At 47.0% G+C, this 24114-nt stretch carries 21 protein-coding genes; 1 reads left to right on the forward strand and 20 read right to left on the reverse strand.

The annotated features are described in order from the left end of the window. Positions 1–63 precede the first annotated feature (63 nt). Positions 64–1062, reverse strand: coding sequence for a phosphate/phosphite/phosphonate ABC transporter substrate-binding protein (locus QF041_RS15210; RefSeq protein WP_373461341.1), 999 nt, complete (start codon positions 1060–1062; stop codon positions 64–66). A 258-nt stretch (positions 1063–1320) separates the two neighbouring features. On the opposite strand from QF041_RS15210, the gene QF041_RS15215 reads away from it, so the two are divergent. Beyond that, complete coding sequence (locus tag QF041_RS15215; RefSeq protein ID WP_307414777.1) at positions 1321–2925, forward strand: bifunctional metallophosphatase/5'-nucleotidase; 1605 nt, start codon at positions 1321–1323, stop codon at positions 2923–2925. A 211-nt stretch (positions 2926–3136) separates the two neighbouring features. Here the strand turns inward: QF041_RS15215 and QF041_RS15220 are convergent, their stop codons facing one another. The 19 genes from QF041_RS15220 to QF041_RS15310 all read right to left on the reverse strand — a co-directional run bounded on the left by QF041_RS15220 (position 3137) and on the right by QF041_RS15310 (position 24010). After that, positions 3137–3472, reverse strand: coding sequence for a hypothetical protein (locus tag QF041_RS15220; protein ID WP_307414778.1), 336 nt, complete (start codon positions 3470–3472; stop codon positions 3137–3139). A 273-nt stretch (positions 3473–3745) separates the two neighbouring features. Then, on the reverse strand, positions 3746–5584 hold the full coding sequence (locus QF041_RS15225) for an ABC transporter ATP-binding protein (RefSeq protein ID WP_307414779.1): 1839 nt from the start codon (positions 5582–5584) through the stop codon (positions 3746–3748). Next, entirely contained in the window at positions 5565–7373 is a 1809-nt protein-coding gene (locus QF041_RS15230) for an ABC transporter ATP-binding protein (protein ID WP_307414780.1), read from the reverse strand. The genes QF041_RS15225 and QF041_RS15230 overlap by 20 nt, the downstream gene beginning before the upstream one ends. A gap of 369 nt (positions 7374–7742) precedes the next feature. After that, positions 7743–8309, reverse strand: coding sequence for a hypothetical protein (locus QF041_RS15235; RefSeq protein ID WP_307414781.1), 567 nt, complete (start codon positions 8307–8309; stop codon positions 7743–7745). A 138-nt stretch (positions 8310–8447) separates the two neighbouring features. Beyond that, the gene (locus QF041_RS15240; protein WP_036606281.1) at positions 8448–9551 is read right to left on the reverse strand and encodes a toxic anion resistance protein; all 1104 of its coding nucleotides are present in this window, start codon (positions 9549–9551) and stop codon (positions 8448–8450) included. 11 nt (positions 9552–9562) lie between these two features. Further along, positions 9563–10315 (reverse strand): hypothetical protein, encoded by a 753-nt coding sequence (locus QF041_RS15245; RefSeq protein WP_307414782.1) that lies wholly within the window; start codon positions 10313–10315, stop codon positions 9563–9565. 305 nt (positions 10316–10620) lie between these two features. After that, complete coding sequence (locus QF041_RS15250) at positions 10621–11670, reverse strand: ATP-grasp domain-containing protein (protein WP_307414783.1); 1050 nt, start codon at positions 11668–11670, stop codon at positions 10621–10623. Continuing rightward, complete coding sequence (locus QF041_RS15255) at positions 11671–12519, reverse strand: HAD family hydrolase (RefSeq protein WP_237176922.1); 849 nt, start codon at positions 12517–12519, stop codon at positions 11671–11673. It lies immediately after the preceding gene. Then, positions 12519–13670 carry a cysteine protease StiP family protein gene (locus tag QF041_RS15260; RefSeq protein WP_307414784.1) on the reverse strand — a complete coding sequence of 384 codons (1152 nt, stop codon included), beginning with the start codon at positions 13668–13670 and terminating at the stop codon, positions 12519–12521. The genes QF041_RS15255 and QF041_RS15260 overlap by 1 nt, the downstream gene beginning before the upstream one ends. After that, positions 13667–14962 (reverse strand): phosphoribosyltransferase family protein, encoded by a 1296-nt coding sequence (locus QF041_RS15265; protein WP_373461394.1) that lies wholly within the window; start codon positions 14960–14962, stop codon positions 13667–13669. Before QF041_RS15265 ends, QF041_RS15260 begins: the two co-directional genes overlap by 4 nt. Positions 14963–15029: 67 nt before the next feature. Beyond that, a complete protein-coding gene (locus tag QF041_RS15270; RefSeq protein WP_307416979.1) occupies positions 15030–16250 on the reverse strand; it encodes an HpcH/HpaI aldolase/citrate lyase family protein in 1221 nt (406 codons plus the stop codon). Between the two features lie 191 nt (positions 16251–16441). Further along, the gene (locus QF041_RS15275; protein WP_307414786.1) at positions 16442–17698 is read right to left on the reverse strand and encodes a TerD family protein; all 1257 of its coding nucleotides are present in this window, start codon (positions 17696–17698) and stop codon (positions 16442–16444) included. Between the two features lie 25 nt (positions 17699–17723). Beyond that, entirely contained in the window at positions 17724–18305 is a 582-nt protein-coding gene (locus QF041_RS15280) for a TerD family protein (protein ID WP_036606267.1), read from the reverse strand. 93 nt (positions 18306–18398) lie between these two features. Further along, complete coding sequence (locus tag QF041_RS15285; RefSeq protein WP_221818919.1) at positions 18399–18974, reverse strand: TerD family protein; 576 nt, start codon at positions 18972–18974, stop codon at positions 18399–18401. A gap of 91 nt (positions 18975–19065) precedes the next feature. Further along, complete coding sequence (locus QF041_RS15290; RefSeq protein ID WP_145321026.1) at positions 19066–19659, reverse strand: TerD family protein; 594 nt, start codon at positions 19657–19659, stop codon at positions 19066–19068. 35 nt (positions 19660–19694) lie between these two features. Next, complete coding sequence (locus QF041_RS15295) at positions 19695–20141, reverse strand: tellurite resistance TerB family protein (protein WP_307414787.1); 447 nt, start codon at positions 20139–20141, stop codon at positions 19695–19697. A gap of 351 nt (positions 20142–20492) precedes the next feature. After that, the gene (locus tag QF041_RS15300; RefSeq protein WP_307414788.1) at positions 20493–22148 is read right to left on the reverse strand and encodes an extracellular solute-binding protein; all 1656 of its coding nucleotides are present in this window, start codon (positions 22146–22148) and stop codon (positions 20493–20495) included. Between the two features lie 60 nt (positions 22149–22208). Then, on the reverse strand, positions 22209–23078 hold the full coding sequence (locus QF041_RS15305) for a carbohydrate ABC transporter permease (protein WP_036606256.1): 870 nt from the start codon (positions 23076–23078) through the stop codon (positions 22209–22211). A 14-nt stretch (positions 23079–23092) separates the two neighbouring features. Continuing rightward, on the reverse strand, positions 23093–24010 hold the full coding sequence (locus QF041_RS15310; protein WP_307416980.1) for an ABC transporter permease: 918 nt from the start codon (positions 24008–24010) through the stop codon (positions 23093–23095). Positions 24011–24114 lie beyond the last annotated feature (104 nt).

Consider the following 24114-nt stretch of genomic DNA (forward strand, 5'->3'; position numbering starts at 1 on the left):
GCTGTTCCCATCCAAGAAAGCTACTACAAAGTGAACAGATCCCGAACTACTTTCGGATCAGAATTATTCACCTTTCACTTTTTCGCCATACTGGCGAACGATCTCAAACTTGCTATCATCGGACTCTACATAACCTTCATGCGTATAGATTTCTTTGATGATCTGGTGACCTTCAGTATCTTTACCGATATCGATGAAGGCTTGTTTGATCTTCGCAGTCCAATCTGCATTCATGTCTGTACGAACGGCAATGGTATCGTTAGGAATAGGCTCAGTGAACGCCAGTACGCGTGTATCTTCAAATACAGTCGGATAGTCTTTAGCTACCGTGTTGCGGGCATCTTGGAAAATAGCTGCTGCATCAACGTCACCGTTCAATACAGCGATAACACCTTGGTCATGACCTTTCAACGTTACAGGTGTTACATCTTTTAATGGATCAATCCCTCTGTCCAGCAACAGACCTGCTGGCCATACATAACCTGCGGAAGACGTTACGTTTTGGTAAGCGACTTTTTTACCTTTAAGGTCCTCGATGGATTGAATCGGCGAATCTTTTTTCACAATGAACATGGATTTATATGAATCTGCCAGTTGCTCTGTAGGAGCTCCAGTCTCATCATTCACACCAAAACGTTGTGCTTGCAAAATAACTTGTGCAGCGCCTTTTTCTTTAGCCAGTACATAAGCTGTCGGAGGCAAGAAACCTACGTCTACTTTGTTGGAAGCCATTGCTTCAATAATTGTGTTGTAGTCGGTGGATACGCTGACTTTTACCGGAATGCCCAGTTTGTCACCAAGCAACTTCTCCAGCGGTTTCGCTTTGGCTTCAAGCGTATCTGCGTTCTGGGAAGGAACAAATTGAACCGTCAATTCAGTTGGCACATAACCTTCGACAACTTTCTCTGTCTCTGCCGTAGACGTACCGGATGCATTCGAACTCGCATTATCCCCGTTAGCCGAACCTGTTGTACTACTGCTAGACCCACAAGCACTCAGAAACAGAACCAAAATCAACAATGGTAAAAATAAAGCAGACTTCTTCAAACGAACACCCTCCAAAGAGTTTCTATTTTTCAGTACTTATCTACTATAGTTGCCAAATATTAGCGCGATGTGAAACGAAATTTGGAGTTTTGTAAAGTTTCCTGTCAGGCTGTCAGCGCGACTTGTATCTGTTAGAATAGGCTCATTATGGTTGAAGATATAAGAAGAACATCGGAGATCACGGCGTATACTTCGGTTCTTCAGGCTATTCATTCTTCTCCGTTTTATGGTAATTCCATATATCTGAACTTATATATTAGAGGAGATTGTAAAATGACATCCACAAACCATACGGCAAGCTTCGACATTCTGTTCACCAGTGATCTGCACGGGGCCATCCGCCCCATTCATTACAACACCAATGCCTACCGCCCGGCTGGACTTGCCCTGCTGGCTTCCCTGATTCGTAAGGAACGTGAACGTTCACCTGAATTGATGCTGGTGGATAACGGGGATCTCTTGCAAGGATCACCCTTGGCCTCTTATGCAGCTTCACAAGTTTCCAAAAACGAAGTGCATCCATTTATAACCGTTCTGAATGAACTGGGCTATGATGCTGCCGTAATGGGCAATCATGAGTTTAACTATGGTCAGCATCTGTTACGCGGGGCGGTTGAAGCTTCCGACTTTCCTTGGCTGTCTGCCAATATTGTAAAAGATGAGCATCCAGACGTACCTGCCTTCGGTCCTCCGTATCTAATCAAAACATTGTCTACGGGTGTCAAAATTGCCCTGTTGGGCGCAACTACGCATTACATTCCAAACTGGGAGCATCCGAAAAATATTGAGGGTTTACAGTTCCTTGATGCCTTGGAGACCATCCGTACATGGGTTAACTATATACGCGAGCATGAACAACCAGATGTAATGGTTGTCAGTTATCATGGCGGATTTGAGAGTGATCTGGAGACAGGAGAGCCCACCGAAAGATTAACTGGAGAAAATCAAGGCTATGCCATCTGTCGGGACATCGAAGGCATCGATGTGTTGCTTACCGGACATCAGCATCGTCAGCTTACCACTAATATTCATGGTGTAACCGTCATTCAGCCGGGATTCAGTGGAAATGGTGCGGGGCATATAACCGTTCAGTTGGAACAATCATCGGGCGGCAAGTGGCAGATTACAGATAAGCAGGCTCGGTTGTTACTTCTGGATGAACATCATGAGGTTGAACCTGATGCAACCGTCATGAAACTGACGGAAGAGCTGGAAACTGAGGCACAAGCATGGCTTGATCAACCCATTGGCGAGGTGGCTGGGGATTTATCCATCACCAATGCTACGGCTCTGCGACTCAAGGCACATCCATTCATTGCTTTTGTACATCAAGTGCAGATGGAAGCGACTGGAGCGCAGCTCTCCAATACCGCCATGCTGAGTGAAGAAGCTCGCGGTTTCGGGAGTCACATCACCGTTCGGGACGTGTTATCCAACTTCATCTATCCTAATACTCTGACGGTGCTGGAGTTGAGTGGTCAGGATATCCGGGAGGCACTGGAACAAACGGCACGTTACTTTGAAGTGAATGCTTCTGGTGAGGTGGCAGTCAATCCGGCTTATATGGAGCCCAAACCCCAACATTATAATTACGATATGTGGGCTGGCATGGAATACGAGCTGGATATCTCCCAACCTGTAGGCAGTCGAGTTGTGAAGTTGGAACATGAAGGCAAGCCAATGGACATGAATGGCATGTACTCTGTGGTGATGAACAGTTACCGTGCTGCTGGCGGGGGGGATTATGCGATGTATCCAGGCAAAAAGGTACTGCACGAAGGTGCCACGGACATGGCCGCACTGGTGGAGGATTATATTCGCAGACACCAACCGTTAACGGTTGAACAGCCAAATAACTGGAAAGTTATTGGAAGTTAAATGAGAAAGAGCAGGTCCTGTGATCAGGATCTGCTCTTTTGTTTTTCCAACCTATAACTTCGTATAGAAACGTAATGTAGTTGAAATTCAGCCTCATAATTTCAATACATATTGGAACTGATCTGAACATTAGCTTAAAGAAAAAGCAACCGATTGGTTGAACAGCTGCTTACTTGTTCTTATTTGAATTATCCTATCCTGTCCCATCCCGTTATCCGACATATTGAAGAATTAACTGATATAAGGCTATGGAAAACCCTAGAATACTTGCTTTCATTTTAGATGGATGATTTCTTTCGCTGCGAATCAAATAAAAGAAAATCACTATAAATCCTGCAGGTATCCATAGCTCAAAGACACCTTTTGTTGTACTTTGAGAATAAATTGGAGTAATGAACGTACTAATCAAAAAGTAAAAGAAAACCGTAAAACGTCTTGTTTCTAATTGCTTGCTCCACCTTACTAGAATGAAAATAATAATGATTGCGATAATCGTAATGTGTAAAGGGGGAAGAAGAAGAGCAGCATTCCCAAATTTGAATTCCATTCCGCATTGCCCTCCTCTCTTTTAATGCATCACATGACTGATTACAGGCATACGTGTAAAAATTCATTCTCATGCTTCAAAACCGCTGGCAACCTTCCAAAAACGGACCTATTCCAATATATCCATATTTTAACACACAATCATAGTTCCATTTCCCACGTTTATTCAATAAAATATGCAAAAAGAGCAGAAGTGAGGAGCATCGTGCCCTCATCCCTGCTCTTTTACATACCTACAAGCTTTCCAATACATGTCACATATTATCCAAAATGACTATTGCGCCTTTTTACGCAGCTGACTGTAATACAGCTCGCTGTAGAAACCGCCTTGTTCGAGCAACGCATCATGCGATCCTTGCTCCAGTAGATGCCCATCCTTCAGCACCAGAATCCGGTCGGCCTGACGGATCGTGTTCAGCCTGTGGGCAATGACAAAGCTGGTACGGCCTTGCATCAGACGTTGCAACCCTTCCTGGATTTTAATCTCCGTAACAGTATCAATACTGCTCGTCGCCTCGTCCAGTACGAGTATGGATGGATCTGCCAAGATTGCCCGGGCAATGGCGAGTAATTGCTTCTGCCCCTGACTAATGCCGCTCCCATCGGCCTGGAGCACTTTGTCGTATCCATCCTTCATTCGCACAATGAAGGAATGGGCATTCGCCAGCCGGGAGGCTGCTTCCACCTCTTCATCCGTTGCGTCCAGACGGCCAAACCGAATATTTTCCCGAATCGTGCCCTGAAACAGAAATGAATCCTGTAATACAAATGCCATATGTGACCGCAGATTCTCACGCCGAATGGTGGTCATATCGCGTCCATCTACCGTTAATGTGCCACCTGTCGGATCGTAGAAACGGGATAATAGCTGAATTAATGTTGTTTTCCCCGCTCCGGTCGGACCCACAAGGGCAATCATCTCACCCGGTTTGGCTTCAAAGCTGATGTCATGCAAAATGTTACGGCCTTCATCGTATCCAAAGGATACTTTCTCGAAGCGAACGGCTCCCTCTACCTTGTCCAGAGATACCGCTGCCCCTTCATCCTTCGCTTCCTCATCTTCATCCAGCACCTCGAATACACGCTCAGCCCCCGCAATCGCGGACAATAACGTATTCCACTGGTTCGCCAAATCATTCAGCGGACGGGTGAATTGACGGGCATATTCTACAAAGATAATAATCACCCCAACCGTAACGGAACCCTGAATCGCCAGAAAACCACCGATGCCCGCGACAATCGCAAAGCTCAGGTTGTTCAATCCATTCATCAGTTTCGGGATAAAACCAGAGATGGTTTGTGCCCAGAAACCGGAAATCCGGATGCGGGTATTCCGTTCCTCAAAACCGCGAATCACCCGTTCCTCTTGAGAGAATGCCTTAATGATCCGCTGGCCGGATAACGTCTCTTCGATGTAACCGTTAAGTTCACCGAGATTGCGCTGCCGCTCCTTGAAGAGCGGTCCCGTTCTGCGCGTTATCCAACGCATGCCGATGGCCATCAGAGGCACAACGATAAAGGTAAGCAGGGTCAGCAACGGGCTGAGCCAGAGCATAACCCCAAACGTTCCGAGCAGCGTTAATACACTTGAGAAAATCTGAATCGCCGAGCTGTTCAACGTACCGCTCACATTCTCGATATCATTGGTCACCCGGCTCATAATCTCACCCTGCTGGCGTTTACCGAAGAATGGAATCGGCAGCTTGTGCAGATGGGAGAACAGATCATACCGCATGCGGAACACAGTTTCCTGTGCAATTTCGATCATCCATATATTTTGTAACCAAGACGTAAGAGAGAACAAAACGTACACTGCGGTTAATCCAATCAGAAACCGAGTCCAGCTTGCGCCGGCTTCGCCCGCGATGAAATCATCTACGGCCACCCCCACCATGTAGGGGCCAAGCAAAGCGAGTGCGGAACTGGCAAACACCATCAACAGTACCATGGACAGCTTAACCTTGCGACGTGCCAGATAGGCCCAGATACGACCTAGCGTACCTGACCAATTCTTCGCCCGTGCCTTGGGTTTGCGACCACCACCTGATCGTAACGTCTCCGGATCAATCGGCGGTGGCGGCTGACGGAAAGGCTCAATGAATGCTTTGAACATGCTGTGCACCCTCCCCGTATTGTGATTCATGGATTCGACGATACAGCTCTGACGACTCCATCAGGTCTTCATGTTTTCCTTGCCCAATGAGTTGTCCATCATCAAGCAGCAGAATAAGGTCCGCCGAAGTGGTTGAACTGATCTTCTGGGTGATGATAAACGTGGTACACGACAATTCCTCCAGCGCATCGAGCAGTCTGCCTTCTGTAGCCACATCCAGCGCACTTGTGCTATCGTCCAGAATCAGAATTCTTGGTCTACGTACCAGTGCTCGTGCAATGGAAAGTCGCTGCTTCTGTCCACCGGAGAGATTCACTCCCCGTTGACCCAGCAATGTATCATAACCGTTTGGTAAATTCTCAATTGTTTCATGGATCTGCGCGCGTTTCGCGGCTTCCACGATCTCCTCCAAGGTAGCATCTTCCTGACCCCAGGCAATATTCTCCCGTATGGAACCGGTAAACAGGACAACCTCCTGAGGCACATAACCAATCGCACCACGCAGCATGGCCAGATCCAGCTCTGATGCATCAGCACCATCAATCCGTATCTTTCCTTGATCCTCTGTGTATAACCGCGGAATGAGCTGTACCAGCGAGGATTTGCCTGAGCCAGTTGCTCCCATAATGGCAATGCGCTCCCCCGCTTTTGCCGTGAATGTGATGTTATCCAGTACTGTAATTTCACTATTCGGATAACTGAAGCCTACACTGCGGAATTCAACCGCTCCCTGCACAGCGCGCTGTTTCTTCGCCGGGTATACAGATTGCGGAAAATGCGAAGATCTCATAGATCCAGCAGATGGTACAGACGCTGATACTGCCTTATGCTGTTCAGTCTCCGATGTATCCTCCGTATTAAACACTTCATTCAGCCGTTGCGCCGAAGCGCTTGCTCTGGAGAACGTCACCAGAATCCATGACAACGCAGACATGGCACCAATTGTGCGAAGCAGGTAGTTAATGACGGCGACCACTTCACCCACGGTTGCATTACCGGAGGCAATGTCGACTCGTCCAAACCATAACACGGCGATGATACAAACGTTCATCATCAGCAGCATGAACGGCATCGTGGTCTCCGTCAGGCGCAGCGCGGAGATTGTGCCTTTCATCAGCTTGCCGCTGAATCCGGCAAAGCGTTCAATCTCATGGCTCATCCGTACGAAGACACGGATCAGCCGAATGCCTGTCAGATTCTCCTGGATGACTCCATTGACGGCATCCAGTCTGCGCTGCACATTGCGGAACAGCAGCGCTGCCTTTTTGATCATCCACACTACAACAATGAGCAGTACAGGCACCATGACAACCAGCAGCAGACCCAACCTCGGGTTCACGATTACTGCCATAATCATGCTACCAATCACCACCAGGGGCACACGTGTCATGAAGCGCAGACTCATGAAGACCGTGTCCTGAACCTGGGTCACATCCCCCGTTAATCGGGTAATCAGGGACGATGTCGCAAACCGGTTAAAGACGGCATAAGAGAACGTTTGCACTTTCTCATACAACTTCTCCCGCAGATCGTATCCAAACCCCAGACTTGCATGGGATGCAAAGAACGAACTCGCAATTCCGGCAGCAAAAGCCACAACAGCACTAGCAACCAGCACACCGCCCCACAACCAGACGACAGATAAGTCTCCCTGCTGAATTCCGTTATCGATGATCTTGGAGATCAGATAAGGCTGAGCCAGCTCCACCGCAAGCTCAATTAACATCATGACCAGGGCTGCAATCGCGGCAACTCGGTACTTCTTCAAGTAGTACAACAGCTTGATCATAAGCATTCCTCCGGCTCGGAGCACCCTAAACCGATAACACGTTCCAGCTCAAAGCCTCCATTAGACATGTTGTTTTCTCCACAGCGTCCAATATGTAATCATTTCTATGTACACATATGGTTATTATAGCGTATTTTACAATGCCGCTTCTATTCTTATTACCCTACTTTTCCCAATACAATAAACTTCTCTTCATTTTGGCAGTAAAAAAAGGAAGGTCTCCCTTCCCCACGCTAGTTAAAACTTAAAGTTCGCCCGCTCTACCAGGCATATCTTAGATCGAAAAGAAATGCATGCCTGCAAATCAGGAGTATCTGCCTAACTTCGCAGAAATATAGTTATCTGTTTACATACCAAGCGAGATGTTCACTACCATCTTCTACGTCCACGATCACCCCGATAGTCATCATTCAACTCACCAAGACGATCGTACGTCTCCTTATATATCCGAATCACGGCCTGAACTTTGATAAAATCAGCATCTTCCGGTCCAAGTCCCTCCATAAACATTCTCTGAATAATCTGTTGGAAGAACTGCACTCTGGCCTCAATCTGTTTTTGCTCAAGCTGTAATATGTCTTCGAAACTGTGGTTCCCTATGTAATCCATCAACTCATCATCAGGACTGGAATAATCCGCGTTTCTTCGATCTGCAACCCATTCATCCGGCTCATTGGACTGGAGGTTAACACTGGTGCGTAATTGGGATAAGATAATTTTCTCTTTGGCCAACATCACATGAAAATCTTTGTTACGGAGCAGCTCCGATACAATCAGACTGCACATTTCACGGTTTTGGATCAGTATGCCGTCAAATGGATGCAGCGTCCACTCGCCGTTTGCATAATACAGGTTAAAGTTAAAGAACTCACTGCCATATTTGTATTGAATATTAATCTTGGTCTCATCAATAATCTCGAATGAAAAGTCCAGCATGTTCAGCAAGCTCCTTCGCACAACCCCAGATTTTAACTTCAATCTATCAAATAAATGAAACAAAGAGACGCACTCAGCGTCCCTCGTAGAAAATAAATACATGTAGCAATCTCGATACGATATGCAGAGAGTCCGACCCTAATCCAGGAAAGATCCTAATGCACTGGAATCCGGTTTATTTTTCTCCGGAATGGCAGCAGCCTTCGGCCCTTCCAGACCCAGTCGATCGCTCATTTTAGCGTTAAGTGTTGTCATCTTGTTGGTATAGTCATTACAGCTCTCGATGATCCGGCGATTAGACTGCTCGGACAGATCCAGCGCAGACATCAGATCACCCATCGCCTGATTGACTGCTTCAAGGGACATGGCTGGTTTGGACAACAGTTCATTCGTTTTCTCTGTTGTTGTCTTCAACAATCTGGCGTTCTCCTTGAATTGATCTTCAATTGTCTTATTCGTAGCTTCCACAGCAGAAATGACCTTCTCCTGATCATTAAGTGCCATCGCAATCATGGCCGAAACGGTGATCAGATTCGCTGTTTTATCAATGGCGTTATTCACTGAATCAATCAGCTTGTCATTGTTATCATTAATGATGTCGGTAGCTGCAATCGCCTGATTGTACAGCATGATCATCTCTGTCATGGATTGGGTACGTGTTACCACTTTGCGCAACCCACGCTCCAGATGTGCTTTGCGATTCTCGTTCTCAGGCTTGGCGATCTCGGTTTCAAACAATGCTTTCAATTGATTACCGAAGGAAATTTTGGTCTGCAGATTGTAGATCTCCTGAATGGAAGAACGTTTCAACTGACGCATATTCACGATGCTTTCTTCCAGGTTGTCCTTGCCGTCCCGCAACCCGTTAATGATGGCATCAATGTTCGTGCGAACGGATTGATAACGGTACACGTAGTTTTTCAGCGGGCTTTTACGTAACAACTTCCCGACAAAACTCACATTTTTACTCTGCTGCAGACTCTCACATTCATCACGGAGCTTCAGGATCATGTTCGATACCTCAGCCCGATTCCCCGACATCAGTTCATTGACTGGACGATCAAGCAGCTTGAGGGTTTGTCCTGCTCTCTCTTGTGTTTTCACACCCAACTTGCCGATATCATCCATTAAGGTATCCAGGTGAGCCGGATCACTTTGGGACACTTTCTGAATAAGCTGCGTTGCTTCCTGGTTAATCCGTTGCTCATCTTCCTGCTTCAACTGAGCCCATTCCGTTGCCATGCCAATCCCTCCTATAATTCAGAGCTGTTATACCTTTGATGTATCAGTTCCGCTTTGTTCTGGAGCTCCATTAAGTCTTTATGTTCAATCGTTGATACAATATCCGATATCTTGGAATCCACGTCTCGAAGACCATTCAGAAGCATACGCCGATTGTTGCGTTTGGCTTCTCCGCTTAAACGTAGAAATGGATTAATAAAACCGTTCAGGTCTTTCAAAATCAATCTGCGCACCGTATGGTTGATATCCCCGTTGTTCAGTTCCTGAAGGGAAGGAATCACACGCTGCAGACGGGCAAACAACGCCAGTGATTTCTCCACGATCTCATTATCCAGCTCGTTCTTCTGACCTTCGGAGATGATCATGTCCTCCAGAACTTCCAGGTACTCAATCACCGGATCAAATACAGGATCTGGTTCGGTCCGGGAAGGCTTCGCTTGTTCTGATCCCGCATGTTGTGCGGGAGTGGAGCTCGAATGGGGCTGTGCCTGAGAAGCTTCTCTTGCCCCTGTTGGCACTGCGCTTGGCGCATGTCCACTATTCAAGCGGGATGGTTCATTTCCGATATCTGTAATGGGTACAGGGGCTGATGACGAACCCTCGACCTGTGTGCGTGGCGTGGAACGTGAAGGAATCAATCCCCCGACCACAGTTGCCAGTGCCGGAATCGCCCACGTGATAACATCCGGTAGAAAGGGACTCGAGATCGCCGCGAGACCATAACCGACCAATGCGCCTATACCTATCTTCGTTTTCCGTAACATTACTTATCCTCCTGCCTTAACAACACATACAGTGCATATTCAAAAAGTCTGTTTTTCAGTACCGAGAAGATGGAATGAAGATAGAAATGGAGTAGCGGAGCGTAGGAAAACTACGTGAGCAACCACAATGTTTCCAAAGGAAACAACCTTCGTAAGCCTCCCGCTTATTTCGGCTGAATTTCAACTTCGATGCTGATGATGCCGTAAGGCATTATTCGTAATCAAAAGTGGACTTTTTGAATAACCTCTCATCCGTATTGTAAAAAAACCATCCAGAAGGTGTCAATGTTGAGGAAAATTCTCAGCTAGACGTGGTGTACTCCGCTTACCTTCTGAACGTCGATTATAAATGGCTGTTCGATATGACTTCCCAGTATGCCAAACTTCGGATGAAGTGGTCCAATATCATGGCCAAGTGCAGACTTGACCGCCAGATACGGGAAGTTCACGCCCGACAGACAAGACATGTGCAACCCACCCGACATACGCGGATTAATCTCCAGCAGCTTCGGTGTATCCTTGCGATATTTCATCTGAATATTAAAATTATAAGGAATCCGATATACCTCTGCCACATTGCGGGCAATCGCCAGCAATTCCTCGTTTTCTTCGAGCAAGCGCAAACGTCCTCTTTCTTTTCTACGCGGAATAGCCGTTATAAGTTTCCCATTGCGATCCGAAAGACAATCAATGCTGTATTCATATCCTTCCAGTACCTCCATCACCATGACATTTTGAAAGGACGGAGCAGAAGAGAACGCACGCAGGGCATCTTCATATGAAATCGAGTTAAGTGCATACCCAAACAACTCCTGCAACGGATCACGTTCATTGTTGATCACCCGGAATCCCATGCCGCCCTCACCATTACATGGTTTGAAACATACATCATGTCCACGTGCACGCAGCGCCTCATAGGCTTGCTGGAATTGTGCAGCATTACTGACCGTGAAATAATCCGGAATCTCCATAATGCCTTTCTCACGCACCGATTCATAGAACCGGTCTTTCTCCATCAATTGTTCCAGCAATTCCGTATCCGAGCATACGATAACCCGTGTACCGATCTCTTCGAATAGGGAGATATGTCTGCTGATGTCCAGCATGTTCCAGCGTGGAATAAACACATCAATCTGATGACGACGGCAAAAGTCCAGGCAAAAATCAACATACTCCCGGCCCGTTACACGTGGTTCAACTTCCGCAACATCACAGCCCTGTAATGCCATATGTCCCGGATCAGGATGAGTACCGTAGATCTCAAATTCCATACCGTCCTCATTGTCCCGAATCGCATTCATATAATGGTACGTTACAGAGAACCAACGGTTGAAGTAAATCTTCATTTTTTTCATTTATACGGTCTCCCTTATCTCGGCATGGTCTATCTGGGTCTGTTGATCGTTATGAATACGGTGGACGTAATCGAGAATCTCATCTGCTGCAAAAGCACCGAATTGTTCCGTAAATTGATACGGCACCAGCTCAGGTGCACGCTGTCTCTCCACATGTAACTCTCCGTGGGACGGAGCAATGGCATGCTGCGCAAAGTCCAGCAAACAGCGATCCAGCAAGGAATCGCCCGAAGCAATCACAGGCACATCGCCAATGCGTTGCCTAATGTGCTCCACTGCAGCTCTTTTGTTCACGGCTGAAGGCACCAGATAGAGCTTCCGACCCTGGATTGAACTCTCCCATCCCAGCGTCTCTAACACCCGAATCTTTTCCGCAATACGCTCCATCGGAAGCTTGTCACGTTCGATCAGTAATGCAAAGAACAGCTCATCACACAATCGCTGATTAATCACCCACTCCGGGCTCAGTACATCGTCAAATAAATCCAGGATCTCTTCAGGAGCAGCTGCCTGCTGACGAAGCAAAGAACGAATATGCAAGTTCCATTCATCGTCTACCTGACCGTCAACAATAATGTTGCCACCATTACTCGTCACCGCATATTTCGGAATACATTCGTTCTGAAAAATATGAATGCGCCGGTACTGCTCCACGGTACGTGTCGTCACAGGCATAAATACAATGTCCTGTGGCAATGACTGCAATCGCTCCAGTGCATATGCTGACATAAAAGCGGACAACTTGCCGTTAATCCACTCTGCGGGAACAAGTCCCGGTGTATCTTCGGGAATGCGGAGCGCACGACGGGAGTACACCAGCGTCTGGTCCAGATCACTTGCGTAGATCATCATTCTCCTCCACCTCCTAGGGATTGAATAATGCCGCAACAGGAATAGGTTAGTCCCGGATATACCTCAACCGGCACATTTCTGTCTCTGGCGAGCATCATGATATGTTGCAAATCCGGATTATCCAGACGGTCCACAAGAATCTTCCAGGGGACCCGTCGCAATAACACTCGGGTTGTTTCTCCGATTCCAGGTTTGATCAGATTAATGTTCGTAATGCCAAAGGATTGCTGGATGGCCTCGATATCCTGCCAGCCTTTCCAGGTGATTTCCGAAGTATCGGTACCATTGTCCTCCGAGCGAATCTCCACTTGGTCCATCATCTGCGGAAAATGCTGAGCGATGGTATCCACATATTGGGTCGAAACATCTGAAGAGGACCATTCACGATACCATTTGGCCCCGTGAAAATCTTCCGGCCCAATCAGATCATCGCGAAGTACTGTACGACTCACCAGTCCAGAGACAGTGGAATTCAGACAAGCGCTAGGAATGAGATAATCTTCCCTCGTCCCAAAGGTGCCTGAGCATTGCCCCGGATCGGCCAACACGGCAAGATCATCATCGAGGCTCACACCATAAGTCCGTTCCATTTGGTCACAGGACTCTTTCAGCACTTTGCGAATGGCCCCTTTTCCTGTCCAACCATCTACAAACTGAATGGCTGTTTCCAGCCCATGCTGCTGTAAAATATATAAAATTGCGTTCTCGTCCATACCCTTGCCACGAATAATTGAAATGCTATAATGCGGAATCGATACCTTGTATTTCAATTCAATATAACGCTTGATCAGGATGCCCACAGGTGTTCCGGCTCGAGCCAGAGATACCAGCACGAGATTCAGTCCCCTGCGCTCTACAATCTTCTCAGCCACAATAGCGGTATGACGCGCGATTCTTGCAGCGGATTGTTCCAGCGTCTGATGGAACAGCTCGATGTATTCTGCTGTGGGCTGATATTCCACGGGCAGCATCTCCGAATAATGAACCCCGGATTGGATCGCTTGCTCCCGTTCACCCGTTCCCTTTTCCAGATCCACATGGCTGATATCCTTCAATAGGAAAACAACGTCGGATGCAGCATAACTGCCCATCGGTTCGGGAGACGGAATCTCACGTTGTCTGATTAGCTCCAGTGTAGTTAAGTTCATTGCTCGTTGTCCCCTGTCTTCTCTGGCAAGCCGCAATATACAATATGAATGTGTCCGCATCCCAACTGCTCCAGTACCTTCAACATCGGTTCCATTCGCTCTTCGGACATCTGTCTCTCCAGCAGAACAAAAATCTCGTCATATTGTCCCGGGGCGATGTTATAGATAAAGTTACGAACGGATGCGTCTTCCGGTGAGGCATATCCGGCACCACTACGAACAGCATATTCTGGAGCCGGATGTGTATGGATTGGACTGCGGGTAGTGGATTGATACAACACGCCTTCTCCCATCTCGGCAGCAATACGCATCGGAATGTACATGAACTCCCCTGTTCCCATCACTAATGTCCGTTCTCCCGTACGCTGCGACCGAAGTCGTTCTGCAATCCGGCTAATCTCCTCACGTAATACCCCATTATGTCGGGATTGCATACCAAACCTGCCCGTATGCTGAACATAGCTCGCTGTGCTACGTTTACCTTCACCATCCTCCGAAGTGGCATGAAGCTGATGGAAGGCATCTGCAACGGTAGAGGTTTGAAGCGTTACGGCAGGACGGGATAGCTGCTCATCTTGCTGTGTTGGTTCCAACTGTGGAGTACCCACCACTTCAATGCGGCCCTTCAACAGGCTTAACGGTGTAATGGTAATTCCCAATTCAGCTTCCAGTTCGGCAAACCGAAGTTCGTCCGCTTCCGTACGCCAGTCCAACAGTGAAGCAATCACATACTGCTTCCGGGGGTATCTGGCCTGAATATCCCGAATGATATTCAACGTCGTTTTGCCCGTCGTAATCTCGTCGTCCACCAGAACAATCGGGCCCTCTCCTGCAAAGGCTTCATGATCCAGCGCATAACAACGATGAGCCATCGCGTGGGAATGTTCTTCTTCAAATTGAATATCTGGATGCATCGCTGGAACATATTCGCGAGTGGTGTGAATATAGGAAGCTTGATCAGCAAACATCTCGTACATGCTGTGACCCAGCGCTGTCGCTGTCTCGGCAAAACCAACAAAACGAATCGTTTCCGGCAAACTCAAGCTTTCTTGCAACAGCATGTTGTACACTTGCCGGGCTTGTTGGGGATCAATCAGCCCCTCGACCATTTCCCGTTTCCACTCGGTGATCTGAACTTTCGTCTCTTCCGTCTCCTCAGTCAGGTGCTCATATAACAGAACAGCCAATGCCGCGCCACTCAGAAGCGAGGTATACGGGTTAACCGGGATGTGCTTGCCCAGCAGTTTGCTTACAAACAGAAATGAACGTTTCTTATTGATGCGTGCAGCCATGGAAAATAGAGATTCTAGTGGAAGTTGCAGCGGGTTATGTGTAACCTGAACGTTCAGACTGAATTGATCAAGAATTGGGAACGTAGTTATGTTGTTGTTCGTGCTTGGGCAAGAGCCCGACAAAATGCTGCTGTTCATGTAACACCCCATATATTTGTGATCGGATTAGAATTCGATTCGCCCAGCTCAAGTGTGGTTTAATCTCATTCATTTTGTTATAGTAATTACTTTTGAACACACCCAGGCTACCGTCATTACGGGCGATGATGTCTTGGGCATCGGAATATTCCTCATGTGTAACAACGTACATCGCTTGTACGGGTTTAATATGAGAAGGATGAATGATCGTTTTGCCTACAATTCCATTTTCCTTGTCCATCATGACTTCACGCATCAATCCATCCATTGTGTTCGTAATATATTTCATTCTCAGATGCAGCCCTGATTTGCCCAGGGTTTCTTCGAATGGAGTCTGTCGTAATTGAGGTTTGAACACGCGCTCCCGCTGACTGAAATATTCCCAGACAGGACCTGAGATCACATACGGCTTGTCCATTCGTCCAAACAGATTGATAATATCCGAGATGCAGTCACGGATCGTGGCGATATCGTATATGGTCAATTCCGGGCTTCGGCGTAGTCCAAACAAGCTGGAGAAATCGGTCGCACCAATGCGTACATTGAGCACATATTCAACATTATCATCGAGGATGTTACGAAGGCCCAGTAAGGTCTCCCAACGTGTCTCCCGATATATAATTGAAGCCGTTTCCAATATAGGCATTCCATAGAGAACGGGATAATGATCCGGTTTCCGTTGATTATACTTGCGAATCTGGTCAAAATAGGCCCTTCCATTCCCCACGCAAAACTTGGGCAAAGCCACGCCTGTCAGCATGGACACCAGTTCTCCCAACGTATCAATGAGACGTTCCAACTGTTGTGGTGAACGTACACGAGCAAACAGAAGAGGCATTTGATCCTGACTCAGCATGCCTGTCTCCATATAAGTCATCAGTTGAGTTAGATGCTGTACCAGACACTGCTCGGCAAACTCTACTTGGTCGTCACCCACAGCGTCCTCCAGATCAATAATAATGGTCGTCAGACCTTCATGTTTACCATTCATAATGTCGTCCGCGATATGTGCGCGCGTCGCGGGCATATATAGAGCAGCCCCAACAGCATATGCCAGTAGATCTTTGGAAGTCCGGTGATTGAACGAGACGGGTGAAGAGAAAAATAAAGTATCTTCTTCTTCCAGACTCAAAAAGTTAAAATATTTCAGGGGTGTCTCCTCCTCGCACCTTTGGCAATAGCCAATCTGCAATAGTTGATTCCAGCTGTCGGGGCATAAAAACCAATCCCTCCTTAGTCTGGAGGGATTGATGGTCTATTATCGAGGATAACGTTGGTCAACAGTATCCTTGCAATGGCGCTGACCGATACAGCGTTTATATATTGAATAAATACAAATGATTACTTTCTTCCCGCAACCCACTGCATTCCCCAATCATGAGCCTCGTCCAACGCCTGATGCCCATTATAGAACTGCACGATTCGTTCAATACTGAATGTCTCATTGTTCACATTGCGTAACATCGCGATGCCACACATCCCAAGCGGGCTCCCGTATTCATTCATTCGGACAATGATATCCGGGCCGTCCTTCTGCTGGATGGTTACCACACCGTCTACTTGAGACCAGTTGGCCACACCACCATAAATATAGGTGAATACCAATATGCGCTCAATTTCCGAGATACGGGCACCATTAATCCGCAGATTCTCTCCCGTCTTAACCGATCCCGTCCGGTCATCCCCATCCAGGGCAATATAAGGGAAACGGTTCAGTGAACCAAACGTCTGTCCCAAGGCCTGAATCACATCTCGTGTACCATCCTTCATCTCGAACAGGCAGCCCAAGTCCAGATCCACACTCTTGCTGCGACCAAACAACCCTTTGCTGCCCTGTTGATTCCAGTTCAGGTTAATCAGGATTTCACCAAGTCCCCCCGCATTTTTCTTAAGGTTAATGGTGTCACCCTTCTTCTTCAATTCAATTTTGCTGAAATTGATCGAATTCACAGGAGAAGGCGTCGGTTCTGGTGCGGGCACCGGGGGTGGTGGAGTCGGTACAGCTGTCGGAGGAACGGTTGAAGTCGTTGGCGCAGCGTCCGATCCACCATCCACATCCACACCAAAGTTAGCGCAGAGTGCATTCAAACCTCCTGCAAAACCCGATCCTATCGCATTGAACTTCCATTCTCCGTTATGACGATACAATTCACCGATGACAATCGCGGTCTCCACTGTAAAACCGCTTCCCAGATCATATCTCATCACTTCCTGACCTGTAGCTGCATTGGCAAACCGTAGAAAACCATGCTGAACCTGTCCAAAATGATGGCGTCGTGCTTCACCGTCATGAATCGTCAGGCTGAAGGCGATTTTCTCAATTCGGGCGGGGATTTTGCCAAGATCAATGGCGAATTGTTTCTTCTCGCCACCAACCTGTCCACCATCCATATACGTGATGAACGAGGTAGAGGGCTGATTATAAAAGATAAAATCTTCATCTCCAGCCACTTTATTGTCTGAACCCAGAAGGAATGCTGATGTGTCCAGCTCCACACCCGAGGCTGCCTCCCAACCAATGCCTACCGTTAGACGGGACAAGCCCGGATTGGTTTTGGTCAGATCACTCTTCTGGCCTTTCACGACAGAAATCGCCATAGCAGAATCACCTTTCTATGCCAAGTTATTGTGCATCCAGTCCGTAATTTTTGCATAAAGCAGATAGTCCACCTGTGAAACCGCTGCCTACCGCCTGGAATTTCCAGTCCGCACCTGCACGGTAAAACTCACAGAACACCACAGCTGTTTCTGTAGAGTAGTCTTCTCCGAGGTCGAAACGAAGCACTTCCCGATCACTTGCAGCATCTACAACACGAACAAAAGCATTGGAGACTTGTCCAAAATTCTGCCCTCGTCCATCTCCATCATAGATGGTTACCGTAATCCCGATCCGGTGAATGTGCGCAGGGATTTTGCTGAAGTCAACGACAACTTGCTCATCATCGCCGTCACCCTCACCCGTACGATTGTCACCGGTATGTGTCACTGAACCCGCACCGCCGCTTGGATTGTTGTAAAAAACAAAATCATCCGTACCTTTGGCTTTTCCATCTTCGTACAGCAAAAAAGCCGAAGCGTCCAGGTCAAAATCGACTCCACCACTATATTTGTTCGTATCCCAACCCAAACCAACCACAACACGGGTAAGGCCCGGATTGGTCTTAGTCAGGTCAATACGTTGTCCTTTGGCAAGACTGATCGTCATTTGTTTTTCCACCTTTCCAAGATATGTGATTAAATGAAAAGGAGAACCGTCCAGGAGACGGTTCTTCCCATCCTGTAAGTCGTTCTGTACGTCCTATTGCAAACCGTAATCGCGTGTCAATCCAACCAGTCCATCCTGGTAACCACTACCGATGGCACTGAACTTCCACTCGCCGTTATGACGATACAATTCACCAACAACTACACCCGTTTCAATGGAGAAGTCTTCTCCCAGGTCAAAACGAATCAGTTCTTCGTTGTTTGCTTCGTTAACAATTCGCACATAAGCACGGGAGACTTGTCCGAAGTTCTGGCTACGGTCCGTAGCTTCGTAGATCGTAATGGAGAATGCAATTTTCTCTACATTGGCGGGTACGTTAGGCAGGTCGATGTTGATCTGCTCATCATCACCATCACCATCTCCTGTACGGTTGTCACCGGTGTGAACAACAGAACCATTTTCATTTTGTGGATTGTTGAAGAAAATGAAGTTTTTCTCGCCTTCTACTTTACCGTTTGCATTGGCACAGAATACCGATACGTCCAGGTCAAAGTCTTTTCCGCCATCATACTTGTTGGTATCCCAGCCCAAACCTACTGTAATTTTAGTCAGACCTGGATTCGTTTTAGTCAGATCGATCTTTTGACCTTTAGAGAGATTAATTGCCATCGTATGATCATCCTCGCTTATTTATAATTTATTGTAGTTATCGTTACATATGAATATCAGGATTATTGTCGAATTAGATTAAATCTTGTACTTAAGAGTACTTGCGAGCGAGTTCGTTGATATGTACCGCATGGGAACCCTCTCCAATTGCCGAGAATTTCCATTCGCCTCCATGACGATACAATTCACCACAGATCAACGCTGTTGAACCTGTGTAGTTATCGGATAGATTGAACTTCACGAGCTCACTGGAATTTTTACCATCCAGAATACGAATATAAGCCTTCTCAATCATGCCAAAATCTTGCTTACGATTGACACAATCGTAGATATTAACAACGATTAATACTTTATGAACATCAGCAGGAATACGGGACAGATCCATTTTGATCTGTTCGTCGTCACCGTCTCCCTGTCCTGTTAGATTGTCACCTGAATGGATAACCGAACGACATGCACTTTGCTTGTTGTGGAAGCAAACCAGGTTGGAGTCCTTGACCAACTTGCCTTCCTCATTCAACATGATCGCCGATGCATCACAATCGACATCCGCTTGTTTTTTTCTTCCGAAAAAACCTTTGGCAGTTACCGGGTCCCAACCGAGACCAGCAATCACCTCAGTAAGTCCTGCATTGCCTTTGGTTAAATCAATTTTCTGTCCTTTGACCAAATTAATGCTTGCCACTGATTTTCACCTCCCTTCATATGTAAAATAGCTACTTAGAGATTAAATTCACCCGGGTTCAGTCCAAGTACAATACATATCTCGGCAACGACTCTTTTCTCCTGATCATCAAAGTTGCCGTCAGCTGAACCAATCGCACTGCATACACCCACAATAACGCGTCCTACATCCGGCTTGGCTTTGAATTTCCCAATGGCTTTCAGCGCTTCCTGCTTCCCGATCTCTGGAGAGAACTCAAAGTTCGCGACATAATGATTAAAGCGTGTAATCACTTCAGCCATGTCGAACACTTTCAATTCCTGACTCAGTTTGATATAACCGGCCATCTTGTTCTTCTCGGCTTCGTCAATGGAACCATCCGCAAAAGCAACCAGTGCACAACCTGCAACCACGGCATCCATAAAATCTTTATTTTTAAACTTTTTGACTTGCTCTTCAAGTCCTTGTTTTGTTGAATTTAACCAGCTTTTAAATGAACTCATACTCAACCTCCAATAGTTTCAACCTGGTGTTCCGTACATTCTTTTCATGATTTTTCAGTAACTTTCATATCTACATCATGTTGAATATAAGTTAAATTATTCCTTAACTATACTCTGAAATACGGCAATATTCTACATTAAAAAACAATTAATACCTTATGATACGCATCGTTCTGGATATGGTTTCAAGCAAGATGCGAGAACTTTCTATTCACTTCATTTTTCAGGCAAATATTCCCCTATTTGAAGCCCAAACATAAAAAAGGCTCTGATCAGGGGATCAGAGCGCTTATTTCTACAACACCAAAATTATAAATTTTATGAATGATTTGAATTCATGAATTCATGAATTCACTCTGCTTTTTCAAAATCAGCCTGTTGTTGTTCATAGATCTCATAGAAGTCGTCCCAGACCAGTACATTATCCTTTTCCTTGCTCCACCAGTCTTTGTACCATGCTTCAATCTCCGGGCCACCGCCTTGCTCCCACTTCTGCTGTGCTTCCGTTGCAGCCTGTTCGATCGTATATTTGCTTCCGCCAATGATGGAACGGGTAAAAATATCGTTGATCGCTGTTGTCACATTGGTCAACTTCACCTGAAGCTCCTTCGGTAGCTGCGGCATATGTTCTGAATGGGTAACACCCTCTCCTACCGGAAGATCCGTCATGTATACCTCACGCGCTTCCTTGAATAGTCGAAGTCCTTCCTTCTGCGACGGGATCTCTTCGCTGAACAGCATTTCTGTGTACCCGCATTTGCCTTCCTCCAGACGGCTGTACAACATGGCGTAATCGCCTGCCCAGCTGATCTCCTGCTTGTATTTCTCCTGATCAGAGATGCGCGGACAGCCTTGATCGTTCAACGTATAATGCGTGCCTTCAAATCCATTTTTGAAGGTTCGGCCTGACTCTGTTTTGGTCAGAAAATCGATATATTGCATAACTGCTTCCGGATTTTTGGCTCGCGCATTCACAGCTGCAGTCATCTGAACCGGGTTATTCCACACCATCGTGTGCTGTCCTACGGACGTGGTTGGCAGAGCGATGACCTTTAATTTAGCCTCAGGAACATTCTGCATCAGTGTATCCAGTTCCTTCGCTGCAAACCCGGTATAATCCGAAGTCATGGCCGCGTACATACCGATTTTGCCATTCAGGAAATCCTGCTTCGCCTTGGCCCCATCCTTGTCGGTCAATAAGTCCTTATCGACCACACCTGCTTCATATAATGCACGTTTGAATGCCGTGGCTTCTTTCATGTTGTTGGGACCAACCACCATCTCCCCGTCCTCCACATTCACCCAGTTGGCGTTGTACATATAGCGAAACAGACCCGCTGTATCGCCGAACTGAAATCCACCGATGCCGTATGTATCATTAGCTCCGTTTCCATCGGGATCATTCTCCGTGAAGGCCTTGGCTACCGCCAACATCTCTTCCTCATTAGTCGGTACCTCCAGATTCAACTTTTCTAGCCAATCTTCCCGTATGAAAAAGCTCGTTAGTGGAAACACCTCGTTCATACGTCCCACTTCATAGAGCTTACCATCGCTTTTGATGCCGGCCTTCTTGAGCTGGGGATATTTCTCCATCAAAGCTTTGTATTCCACACTCGAGTTCTCGATCAACTCATCCAGCGGCATCAGCTGTTTCTGATTAAACAGTGTGTTACGGATCGGCGTACCGAATTCAAAAATAATATCCGGTGCACTGCCAGAAGCGAATAATACGTTAAGTTTGGACTGGGACTCCCATCGAGGAACTGCTGTATATTTTACATTAGCCGGGCCATTCTCGTTAATCCACTTGGACCACATATTATCTTCGATCGTACCCATGCCGCTTGGGACCGCGCCCCGATCATAGATCGTTGACGTGATGTTCCCCCTGTTGCCTTCGCCTTCCGCCTGTTCGCTACCGTTACCTCCTGTACATCCCGCCAGCAAACCACCGATCAAGCCCAGAACGAGACCCGACTTCATCCATGCCTTCATCGTTAACGCCATAGATAAGACCCTCTTTCTCTCCTGTAATATGAACCCATGCGGGTTAACCCACAGCTTGCTTTAACCTTTAATTGATCCAAGCATGACCCCTTTAACGAAGTACTTCTGCAAGAACGGATACACTGCCAAAATGGGTATGACCATCACAATGACAGCTGCTGCCCGAATGCCTTCCGGGGTCAGATTCGATATCATCGTTGGATCGGTAAAATCCTGTACATTCAGATTGGACATAATCATATTTTGGACGAGCACGGTCATGTTGTATTTGGACGTATCATTGATATAAATCATCACACTCATGAACGAATTCCAGTAACCCACGCCGTAAAAGAGAGCAATAGTCGCCAGCAAAGGTTTGGATAATGGCAACACGATGCGGAACAAAAGCCCCAGTTCACCACAACCATCGATGCGCGCAGCCTCGTCCACTTCCCCTGGCAGATTTTCAAAATAAGATCGCATAATCAGCATGTTGTACGTGCTCACCAGGCCCGGTAGCCAAAGCGCGCCGTAACTGTTCACAAGACCGAGATTTTGCACGACCAAATAAGTCGGGATGAGTCCACCGTTAAAAATCATCGTGAACACCATCGCCATCGTAAAGAAGCGCCGATGATAAAAATGTCTACGTGACAGCGGATATGCCGCCATAATCGTCACCGCCATGCTGAGCCCTGTACCGATCAATGTGATCTCCACACTATTCCAGAATGCATTCAGAATCGGCGTTCCCGTAATTAGGCTGTGATAGGAGAACCAGGTGAAATCGACGGGCCATAACCCCACTTGACCTGAAACAACCGCTCTCGCATCACTAAATGACAAGGCAACAATGTTCAGTAAGGGCAGGATACAGCTGACGGCAACCAATGACAACAATACATAATTGATTAGATAAAAGACTTTTTCTCCTTTGGTTTTTCTCATGCTGTTCTCCCTCCCTACCACAAACCTTCGTTAAATCGACGCGCGATATAATTTGCACTAAAAATGAGGATAAATGCAACCAGTGATTCGAACAATCCCATCGCTGTTGTCAGGCTGAACTGTGCTCCCTGAAGACCGGTGCGGTAGATATAGGTACTGATTACATCCGCTATCTCATTGACATTGGAATTCTGAAGCATATACACCTGGTCGAATCCGACCTCCATCACCCGCCCCATCGATAGAATCAGCAGGAGAATAATGGTGGAGCGTATACCCGGAAGGGTGACATGCCAGATCTGGCGCATTTTGCTGGCCCCATCCATCTGTGCAGCCTCGTATTGGCTCGGATCAATGGTCGTTAGTGCCGCGAGAAAAATGATGGCATTAAAGCCCATGTCCTTCCAGATCCCTGAGCCAACAAACACCGCAACCCACGAACCCTTGTTGTACATGAACGGATAAGGTGCTCCCGTCCAGGCCTCGACCCAGCGATTTACGATCCCATTTTCCAAAGAGAAAACCGTCATGATCATCATCGCAATGATGACCCAGGAAAAGAAGTGTGGCATATAGACCACTGTCTGCACCGTTCGTTTAAAGGCCATGTTTCGCACTTCATTCAGCATAATGGCCAGAATAATTGGAATGGGAAACCCGATAATGATGCTTAACAGACTGAGGAACAAGGTGTTGCGAATAATCTCCACCGTGCGCGGATCACTGAACAGCGTCTGAAAATGCTGAAAGCCCACCCATGGACTGTTCCACAGCCCATCATAGAAGTTGTAGTCCTTGAAGGCCATGACCAGCCCTCCGATGGGTGCATAACGAAAGGTAAGGTAGAACATAATCACCGGAACAAACATCAAGATTAACGGTATATTCATCTTGAATCGTCGAAGCTGCTGCTGCCGAATCCGCTGCTTCATTTCACTGTCCGGCGGTTGTAATCCAGACGGCGGACCTGCGGTCAGTTCCCCCTTCACATCCATCACTCCTCTCTGCTGTTGATGTACTATAGTTGTATTTTAGA

Source organism: Paenibacillus sp. W2I17, assembly GCF_030815985.1.
GTDB lineage: Bacteria > Bacillota > Bacilli > Paenibacillales > Paenibacillaceae > Paenibacillus.

Excerpts from the sequence above, each read along its gene's own strand:
- QF041_RS15225 (WP_307414779.1), bottom strand. The coding sequence starts at position 5,584 with ATGTTCAAAGCATTCATTGAGCCTTTCCGTCAGCCGCCACCGCCGATT.
- QF041_RS15220 (WP_307414778.1), bottom strand. The coding sequence starts at position 3,472 with ATGGAATTCAAATTTGGGAATGCTGCTCTTCTTCTTCCCCCTTTACAC.
- QF041_RS15265 (WP_373461394.1), bottom strand. The coding sequence starts at position 14,962 with ATGGCTGCACGCATCAATAAGAAACGTTCATTTCTGTTTGTAAGCAAA.
- QF041_RS15215 (WP_307414777.1), top strand. The coding sequence starts at position 1,321 with ATGACATCCACAAACCATACGGCAAGCTTCGACATTCTGTTCACCAGT.
- QF041_RS15245 (WP_307414782.1), bottom strand. The coding sequence starts at position 10,315 with ATGTTACGGAAAACGAAGATAGGTATAGGCGCATTGGTCGGTTATGGT.
- QF041_RS15240 (WP_036606281.1), bottom strand. The coding sequence starts at position 9,551 with ATGGCAACGGAATGGGCTCAGTTGAAGCAGGAAGATGAGCAACGGATT.
- QF041_RS15230 (WP_307414780.1), bottom strand. The coding sequence starts at position 7,373 with ATGATCAAGCTGTTGTACTACTTGAAGAAGTACCGAGTTGCCGCGATT.
- QF041_RS15300 (WP_307414788.1), bottom strand. The coding sequence starts at position 22,148 with ATGGCGTTAACGATGAAGGCATGGATGAAGTCGGGTCTCGTTCTGGGC.
- QF041_RS15305 (WP_036606256.1), bottom strand. The coding sequence starts at position 23,078 with ATGAGAAAAACCAAAGGAGAAAAAGTCTTTTATCTAATCAATTATGTA.
- QF041_RS15285 (WP_221818919.1), bottom strand. The coding sequence starts at position 18,974 with ATGGCAATTAATCTCTCTAAAGGTCAAAAGATCGATCTGACTAAAACG.
- QF041_RS15255 (WP_237176922.1), bottom strand. The coding sequence starts at position 12,519 with ATGATCTACGCAAGTGATCTGGACCAGACGCTGGTGTACTCCCGTCGT.
- QF041_RS15275 (WP_307414786.1), bottom strand. The coding sequence starts at position 17,698 with ATGGCGATTTCTGTCGTGAAAGGCCAGAAGAGTGATCTGACCAAAACC.
- QF041_RS15280 (WP_036606267.1), bottom strand. The coding sequence starts at position 18,305 with ATGACGATCAGTCTTGCCAAAGGACAACGTATTGACCTGACTAAGACC.
- QF041_RS15250 (WP_307414783.1), bottom strand. The coding sequence starts at position 11,670 with ATGAAAAAAATGAAGATTTACTTCAACCGTTGGTTCTCTGTAACGTAC.
- QF041_RS15295 (WP_307414787.1), bottom strand. The coding sequence starts at position 20,141 with ATGAGTTCATTTAAAAGCTGGTTAAATTCAACAAAACAAGGACTTGAA.
- QF041_RS15235 (WP_307414781.1), bottom strand. The coding sequence starts at position 8,309 with ATGCTGGACTTTTCATTCGAGATTATTGATGAGACCAAGATTAATATT.
- QF041_RS15260 (WP_307414784.1), bottom strand. The coding sequence starts at position 13,670 with ATGAACTTAACTACACTGGAGCTAATCAGACAACGTGAGATTCCGTCT.
- QF041_RS15310 (WP_307416980.1), bottom strand. The coding sequence starts at position 24,010 with ATGAAGCAGCGGATTCGGCAGCAGCAGCTTCGACGATTCAAGATGAAT.